Annotated in this window: 8 protein-coding genes; 7 read left to right on the top strand and 1 reads right to left on the bottom strand. The window is 34.3% G+C overall.

Features of this window, described 5'->3' with window-relative positions; genetic code table 11:
* Positions 1-70: 70 nt before the first annotated feature.
* Positions 71-430, bottom strand: a complete 360-nt coding sequence (tnpA, locus tag BHU72_RS13905) for an IS66 family insertion sequence element accessory protein TnpA (protein WP_069703225.1) — start codon at positions 428-430, stop codon at positions 71-73.
* A gap of 293 nt (positions 431-723) precedes the next feature.
* Here tnpA and BHU72_RS13900 point away from each other — a divergent pair, with 293 nt between their 5' ends.
* From BHU72_RS13900 to BHU72_RS13870, 7 genes are all read left to right on the top strand, one after another.
* Positions 724-1,413, top strand: coding sequence for a hypothetical protein (locus tag BHU72_RS13900; protein WP_069703224.1), 690 nt, complete (start codon positions 724-726; stop codon positions 1,411-1,413).
* Between the two features lie 243 nt (positions 1,414-1,656).
* Positions 1,657-2,562: a hypothetical protein gene (locus BHU72_RS13895; protein WP_069703223.1), complete on the top strand. Its 906-nt coding sequence runs from the start codon at positions 1,657-1,659 to the stop codon at positions 2,560-2,562.
* A gap of 731 nt (positions 2,563-3,293) precedes the next feature.
* The gene (locus BHU72_RS13890) at positions 3,294-3,518 is read left to right on the top strand and encodes a hypothetical protein (protein ID WP_069703222.1); all 225 of its coding nucleotides are present in this window, start codon (positions 3,294-3,296) and stop codon (positions 3,516-3,518) included.
* Between the two features lie 312 nt (positions 3,519-3,830).
* Positions 3,831-4,508: a response regulator transcription factor gene (locus tag BHU72_RS13885; RefSeq protein WP_069703221.1), complete on the top strand. Its 678-nt coding sequence runs from the start codon at positions 3,831-3,833 to the stop codon at positions 4,506-4,508.
* Positions 4,501-5,556: a sensor histidine kinase gene (locus tag BHU72_RS13880; RefSeq protein WP_069703220.1), complete on the top strand. Its 1,056-nt coding sequence runs from the start codon at positions 4,501-4,503 to the stop codon at positions 5,554-5,556. The genes BHU72_RS13885 and BHU72_RS13880 overlap by 8 nt, the downstream gene beginning before the upstream one ends.
* 76 nt (positions 5,557-5,632) lie before the next feature.
* The gene (locus BHU72_RS13875; protein ID WP_069703219.1) at positions 5,633-6,661 is read left to right on the top strand and encodes a hypothetical protein; all 1,029 of its coding nucleotides are present in this window, start codon (positions 5,633-5,635) and stop codon (positions 6,659-6,661) included.
* On the top strand, positions 6,661-7,578 hold the full coding sequence (locus tag BHU72_RS13870; protein ID WP_069703218.1) for an ABC transporter ATP-binding protein: 918 nt from the start codon (positions 6,661-6,663) through the stop codon (positions 7,576-7,578). The genes BHU72_RS13875 and BHU72_RS13870 overlap by 1 nt, the downstream gene beginning before the upstream one ends.
* The last annotated feature ends 1 nt before the right edge of the window (position 7,579 follow it).

The following is a 7,579-nucleotide window of genomic DNA, read 5'->3' as shown; positions in this document are numbered from 1 at the left end:
CCGTCTATCGATTTGCGCATATCTGTATAGCCACAGGCAAAGTAGATTTCCTTTGCTACTGTGATGTCGCCTAGCATATAGATTTTAAAGCTAGCAAAACAGTTTCAAGTGTTTCTTTAGAAGTACCTTCTTTTACTTCTACTGTTGCAATCGGAAAATGAATGGTGATGAAGCCTAGTGTTTGCGTGGGTCTTGTGTCGAATGATAGTTTTGCAAACTCCACTGGTTTTTGATCCACATGTGTAATCGAAAGTCGTTGTTTACAAGCTTCTTTTCGAATTTTTTTCAGCCAGTAGTAGTAAGACGCTTCGTTGATGCTTTTTTGCTTACACCAATTTCGTACGGTCATTCCACTATCTTGACATTCTCTTATTAGCTTTGACCACTGTTCCTTGCGAAACTGAATTTTTACCTGGGTTATTTCATCCATGTATAATACCTCCATCGTACGCTTTAGAGTACTTGAAAAACTTGAAAAACTCTAACTCTAAAAACTATAAATGTATTTGAAGGTATTATTACATGGATCATATTAAATTGTAAGGCACCATGTTATTAAGCGGTTACAATAGAACTATAAAAAACTATAAAAAAAATGCATTTACTAAATATATGGATTAAAGGAAAAAAATATATGTATTTACAAAAAATAGGATAAATGATAAACTGCAGGAAATACTGGCCAGTATTTCCTGCAGTAAAAATATAATTTGAGGTGATAAAATGAGAAAACATTTTAAAAAGCTTATCTTAATAGCACTATCATTAACTATTGTTTTACAAGGGCACATTGTTAATGGAAAAACGATAGGCCAAGAAATAAGTTCTAAAGAATATGAAAATATATTAGAAATAACAAACTATTCTAGCAAGGAACTTAATAGTATATTAGAGATGGCGAGCCAAATTGAAGAAAAACATTCATTAAAAGTTTTAAAAAATGAAGACTTTAATGAGTTAAGTAGGGTATTAAAAGTACCGACTGAACAGCTTATTAAGTCATGGAATGAGTATTTGGAAAAAGAAGATCAATCTTCAAATGGGACCATTAATATGATAGGAAATAGTAAAAGTGAAATATTTCTTGCCTCCTCTGCTCCATATGTAACTCATAATAATGATTGTTGGAAACCATTTTGGTGGCTAGCAAGATATTGGTGTAAAGCAATATCCCAATCATCTGTAACTATCGATTATATAGAGGCTAGGGCTAGGATATATTGCAATGGTTATTTGGAGGAAAGTGGTACAGACACAAATACTCATGCTACTTATTCTGGTATTGAAGTGTCATATTTGCGTGGAGCGAATCATATAGGTGATCCACCTGGACTCGCATATGCGAACAATGTATGGAAACATCAAGGATATCAAGATGCATATAATCAGGATCAATGGACTTGGGTATATTAAGTTCCTGCTGTTTTATAGTTCTATAAACCCCATATAATGTAAGGATTGTCCAACATTTAATATATGGTATATTAATTAGAAAAATTCCTCATCAGATCAAGCATAAAGGCTAGCTCTGATGGGGAATATTCGTTACATTGATACTAATAAAATATTTTTTAATATAAAATAATCTGAAGTATAATTATTCAAATTAGTAGATTTGTTGGGAAAATCATACAGATTAACTTATTGGAGGTTCTTATGAGGGTTAAAAAATTATTTATTTGTATACTAGTTGTTGTTCTAGCTCTAGTTGTTTTATCTGCATGTAAACATAGTGAACTTTCTGATGCTACTTTTAAAAATGAAATTCCAGGGGTTACTGGACCTGGGAGTAAAACTATTACCTTCGGGTTATATGATTTAGATGGGAAAATTAATGATGCTAAATTCATAGATAACGGAGAGAATACTTTTATTAAAAAATTATCGATAGGCCATTATTTAGATCAAGAAAGTACATATATGATAATGTTATTTACTGATTTCATACAACAAAAATTTTGGGTAGCTAATGAATTGTCAAACAACCATTCTGTTAAAATAAATCCAAATTCAGCAATAAATTTTGAAATAAATGCTGAAATCCCTAAAAATACAAAAGAGTTAGCAATAATTATAGTTAGAAATCCTGATTCTACTAGTAATGGAAATAATCTTAAAAAATCATTAAATGATCAAAATACATTTGTTTTGAGATATTTAATCGAAAATGATGGTTTAATTGAAAAAAAATATCTGAAGCCAGTATCAACTAACTCTAAAGCATTAGAGGAAGTATTCTTAAGCCAATCTAATATAAAGCATGAATTATTATTTGAGAAAAAAGGAGACTCCCCGGTACATTTGTTAGTTGGAAATATGAATAATCAAAAGTTAGATTACTCGTTAATAGCTTTATATGATTGGCAGCAAGTTCAAATAGAAAACAAATTAGTCAACTATGCCTCAGTTGAACCAGGGCAGACGAATGTATATGATATTTATCTACCACCATCAAAGATGAATAATTTGCCTTTTCAAATTTTAGCTTTTCCAGCACCTTTTGATGAAAATTCAGCATTTTCAAAAAATATGTATTCAACATTTAGGATAGCAATACAGTAGAAATAATGTTAATTAAAACAGCCATAAATAAAATAAAGTAAAGTAAAGTATTGTCGCCCCACTTAATTGAACAGGAAGAGTACTGATATCTTTTTCTCGCCAATCACTTTATTGTGGTTGGCGATATTTCATGCGCCCAGTATGGGCACATTCAAACGGGTGAAAGTGCCGAGCTTGGGTTGATAATGCCAAGTACAATTCTTAATTGAAAAGGTATCCTTGCCGAAAGGAAGCGATGGCAAACTTTGGTCTGACAAACAGAAATAACATCGGGCATACGTATGTTGATTAAAGTGCAATTCAAAATAAAGCCTCAAACTATTTATACCACCACAGATAGAGATTAAGGATAGGGGCTATATTGATAAAAGTGTGCTGAGAAATATTGGAAAGAGGTTAGGGATGGTATTCATAGTAAGAGGACCGTTTACACAATCAAAGACAATCAATGGATAAAAAATAAAAAAGAGGGCAAGAAAAAGAAAACAAGTTAGAGAAGCACTTATAATAGTTTAAATCATGGAAAGCAAAGAGGTAGTAAATAGGAAAGTCTACTAGGAAAGTATTATAGTAGGCTTTCCTATTTTACTTATAGAGAGCACTTTAATTAAAATGATTTTTATAATTATAGAACTAAAAAACTAAAACATTTAGTTATTGCGACATAACTCGACTATTTTCGACGTTTTATTTTGCTATAATATAAAATATTTAGCGAGGAGAGACGGTTGATGGAAAACGATGTTTATATAGAGAAGAAGACAAATTTAATATCATTAATCGAAACTAGTAAAAATATATCAACATCCACTTTTTTAGCTTACAAAAAGGTTAATAGTATTAATATGAGAGATCGTGAATTAAAAGACTTAGAGACTCTTATTCTTGAAATTAAAGAAACTCTTCATAAACATGAAATAGATGAAAGAGTATTTATCTTGGCATTCCATTATTAGCTTTGACCACTGTTCCTTACGGAACTGGATTTTTACTTGGGTTATTTCATCCATGAATAATACCTCCATCGTAGAGCTTAGAGTACTTGAAAAACTTGAAAAACTTGAAAAACTCTAACTATAAATGTATTTAAAGGTATTATTACATGGATCATATTAAATTGTAAGGCACCATGTTATTAAGCGGTTACATTTTTTTAGCTATGGTCACATTGAGGTCACATTTTTAAACTAGAGTTTGATTGAGAGGATTTTACCCATCCGTCTGTTAGTTTGCTCTGAGAATAATGTTTCCGATAAAGTAGGTTTGCTATGTTTCAAATATTGGTAGCTGAGGACAATAAAAATTTATTGATGTTAATGAAAACTCGTTTAGAACAAGCAGGGTATAAAGTTTTGCAAGCAGAAAATGGCCGTGAAGCCCTTGGAATTATTGAAGAACAACATGTCGATTTAATTATCTGTGATATTATGATGCCAAAAATGGATGGATTTGAGCTTATTAAAAGTCTTAGAGAAGCGAAATATACCATGCCAATTTTGGTGGTTACCGCCAAGGAAGCCTTTTCGGACAAGGAAAAAGGTTTTAGGCTAGGTTCTGACGATTATATGGTGAAGCCTATCGATATGAACGAGATGGTTCTAAGGGTAGCTGCTTTATTACGACGAGCTAAAATTGCGAATGAACACAAAATTGTCATAGGAGAACTTGTACTCGACTATGATAAATTGAGCATAAATGGGCCTGGTATCGAAATGGAACTTCCAAAAAAAGAATTTCTATTGCTTTTTAAATTGTTAAGCTATCCAAAGCGAATTTTTACTAGGCAACAGCTAATAGATGAAATTTGGGGAATGGACACAGACGTTGACGAGCGAACGGTGGATAGCCACATTAAAAAGCTGCGTAAAAAATTTGAGGACCGGCCGGAGTTCACAATCATTACAATCAGAGGACTAGGCTACAAGGCGGAGAAAAATTATGATTAAAAAAATCTCAAATTCAATTCGTGCGAAGGGGACCTTGATAGCCATTGGAATTGTATTCCTGTCATGCATTGTTTCTTTTGGTCTAATGACGGTACTTTTCCTAGCATTCCATTACCATGAGGATATGAGCATAAATCAAGCACATGTGCTATTTGGTAGATATATGTTGGTCACGTTACTCTTATGTGTAGCCTTAGGAAGTGGCCTTTTATATTACGCGATTAGAAAGATTTCTAATCCAATTATCCGAATTAGTGATGCAACAAAAGAGGTTGCGAAGGGTAATTTTTCAATGAAAATAGACTATAAAAGCAACGATGAAATTGGGGTTTTGGCACGAAATTTCAATTTAATGACGCAAGAACTTGGAAATATGGAATACCTTCGAAAAGATTTTATCAGCAATGTATCCCATGAACTGAAAACACCAATTGCTTCTATACAAGGGTTCGCTGAAATGCTCCAGGATAAGAATATATCGGAAGAGAATTATCAGGCGTATACAAACATTATTATAGAAGAGACAAAAAGGCTGAGCCATTTAAGTTCGAATATGCTAAGACTTTCAAAGCTGGATCATCAATTTATTCCAGAAAGCACGAAGCCATTTTCTATAGATGAACAGATTCGCAGGACGATCGTCTTATTAGACGAAAAATGGTCCAATAGGAATATAGAATTTGATATTAATCTTGAGAAAATAGTTTACTTTGGTGACGAAGCCCTGATCCAGCAGATATGGTTGAATTTAATAGATAATGCAATCAAATTTTCAAATCAATCCGGAACAATTTTCATAGAAGCGAAAAAGACGCTAGACAAAGTAGTGATTGAGATTAGGGATGATGGTATTGGAATAAGAGAAATCGACCAACAACGAATTTTTGAAAAGTTTTTTCAGGCTGATAAATCTCATTCTAAGGAAGGAAGCGGCCTTGGTTTAGCAATTGTCAAAAAAATTGTGGAGATTTATGGCGGGGAGATTGATTTCACCAGTGAGGTTGGTTGTGGTTCCTCATTTATCGTTAGCTTACCTTTGAAAAAATAATTACATGAGGGCATATTTAGGACACAATTATGGTCAATAATAGGTTAGAACAAAACAATGAAAGGGTTGATAGTTAATGAAACGTAAATTCGTTATCTCTACTTCAATAGCACTTGTGATGGCACTTGTTATGTTTGTACAACCAGTGCAAACACTTGCGCTAGACTTTTTATCAATTTTTCGCGTAAACGATGTAAAATCAATTAAAATTACACTAGCTGATTTAGAAGAGGGCATGCAAACAATTTCTAATCTTAAAAAAAGCTTTGACGGAAAGGAATTTGAGCATAAACCTCTAATTAACGTTGTTTCAAAATCAGAGCATGAGGTATCAAAATTAACAGACGCTGATGATTTTGATGCATTCAAACTTCGCTTACCTCGAGACTTAGAATCAGAAAAGCCTGAGATTACTGCAGTTGGCTCTGTAAGTACAACATTTACTATTGACGTAGATGCTTCGAATGAAGTCTTAAGAATGTTGAATAGTTCGAAACAGCTTTCCGATAATCTGAGAAATGTTGAACTGACTATGGTATCTTCAGATAGTGCGTACGCTAAATATGAAGAATTGCTATTTTTTGCAACACAGAAATCCTATTTAGATGCACCTAAGGCTTTGAAGGATGAGCTGCATAATGTAATGACCAATTTGCCTATAATCCCTACCAATATCCGCCAACAACTTGCTAAAATCGAGCAAGACAGTTCTGACATTTATCTTCCTGTCCTAGTTGGGTTCGGAAGAGAAGTAGATTTGGGCGCAAATAACGGTTACATCTATACTTTGGCTGATTTTAAGGCACTTAATGAAACGATGTCGAAAAATATGGTAGCGCCAGAATCACATAATACAGCTATTGATTCTTTAACGGGTAATAAGTCGCACAAAGCATCTATCGATGAAATGAAACAAAAGTTCATGAGCAAACACGATGAGCAAGAACTTGTTGCAATGAAAGAAGCGCATGAAAAAGCGATACAAGAGATGCCAAACCTAGAGAACGCTTCTGTATTGATCTGGACGAAAGACGGTATTATGTATGGGATGATTGGCAATAAGACGGATGCGGAGTTAACAAAAATCGCTAGGAGTGTCCGTTAATGATTATCGAAACACATAATCTTACGAAAAAATACGGAGACAAAACGGCTTGTGACAAAATCAACCTTTCCGTAGAGGCTGGGCAGGTGTACGGATTCCTCGGACGTAATGGTGCGGGGAAAAGTACTTGCATTAAGATATTAACAGGTCTTGTATTTCCGACGTCTGGGAGTGGAACGGTACTTGGTAAACCGCTTGGCGATGTTTCTGCGCGACAGAAGATGGGTTACCTTCCAGAACTTTTCCGTTACCAGGATTGGATGACGGGCCTAGATTTGCTCAACTTCCACGCCCAAATCATCAAGATTAATAATACGAAAGAACAAGTCAACAGGGTATTGAAGCTAGTAGGTCTAGAAGGACAAGAAAAATATAAAGTAGGTTCGTATAGTAAGGGTATGCAGCAGCGTATTGGCTTGGCCAGTGCGCTGCTCTCGAATCCAGAACTGATATTTTTTGATGAGCCAACATCTGCACTAGATCCAATCGGGCGCAGAGATGTCAGAGACATTATTGTTTCCTTAAGAAATGAAGGGATGACCGTCTTTTTAAATAGTCATCTTTTAAGCGAAGTAGAAGCAGTCTGTGACAGTGTAACAATCATTCATAAAGGAACCGTAGTGAAATCAGCACGGATGGACGAGTTACTAATGAATAAAATCTTGTTAACAATCCGGGCGAAAGGGCTTACGGAAGAATTGGTTGCAAAGCTAAAAAAACAATTTGATTCACTACAAAAGCTTGCGGATGGCAGCTATACAATATTATTAAACGATTACGAGCAGATTCCTTCTCTTGCTACTAGTCTTACATCAGATGGGGTAACACTTTATGAGTTAACACCACATCGAGAAACCCTTGAAACTGTGTTTCTGCAGATTGTTGGCGAGGAGGGTTTACCATTAAAGCAATCATAAT

The sequence above is a fragment of the Desulfuribacillus stibiiarsenatis genome, from assembly GCF_001742305.1.
Taxonomy (GTDB): domain Bacteria; phylum Bacillota; class Bacilli; order Desulfuribacillales; family Desulfuribacillaceae; genus Desulfuribacillus_A; species Desulfuribacillus_A stibiiarsenatis.
This window is presented reverse-complemented; position numbering and strand designations above follow the sequence as displayed.